The 804-nt window shown below is 76.0% G+C and carries 1 protein-coding gene; it reads right to left on the minus strand.

All coding sequences use genetic code 11. The annotated features are described in order from the left end of the window. Positions 1-804: ABC transporter substrate-binding protein (locus tag AC2W7G_RS17560; RefSeq protein ID WP_485869567.1), on the minus strand; the 804-nt coding region annotated here is incomplete at both ends.

Consider the following 804-nt stretch of genomic DNA (forward strand, 5'->3'; position numbering starts at 1 on the left):
CAGGGCGGCGAAAGTAGGCGGCGGCCGAGTCGGCAGCCGCGGTGGAGCCGAGCGTCGTGGCGTCGGACGCCGGCGGCGCCGACGGTCACCAGGCGGCCGGCGGTCGTGCCCGAGCTCTTCTCCAGCGTCTGGGCGAAGACCGGCGACAGCGCCTCGGGCGTCAGGTACACCGGCACCTCGGGCACGGCGCCCTGCAGGGCGGCGACGACCTGCGCCTGGCTCGCGGCCGAGCCGCTGACCACGACGCTGTCGACCGCGTCCTTGCGCACCTGCGAGCGGACGCGCTTGACCGCGCTCTCGATCGTCGAGCCGGAGACCCGGACGGGCTCGCTGTCGCCGACCTCGGGCACCGGGACGTCGTCGGCGGCCAGGGTGACCGGCGACGAGACCTCGTCGGCGGTCATGGCCGCCTCGAGCCCGCTCGCGATCGCGTCCTCGGACGGGCCGGTGACCCAGACCCGGTCGGGCAGCGTCTCGATGGTGCGCAGGTAGGGCGCCACGACCGGGACCCCGGCCTCGGACGCCGTCTGGACCGCGTCCTCGACGTGCGAGCCGGACGTGCCGAGCACCAGCCCGGAGACGCCCTCCTCGACGAGGCGCCGGACGCCCTCGAGCGCGTCCTCGGACGAGCCGCGGTCGTCGACGACCTTCACCTCGACCGGGGTGCCGGCGAGCCGGAGCCGGTACGAGGCCAGCTCGGCACCCGCGGAGGCACCGGCGTGGTCGGCGCCCTCGCCGCGCGGCGAGCTGGACGAGACCAGCAGGCCGATCGACAGGTCGTCGACGTCCTCGACGGACAGGGCG

The sequence above is a fragment of the Aeromicrobium sp. PFPM2_SD2 genome (assembly GCF_057364525.1).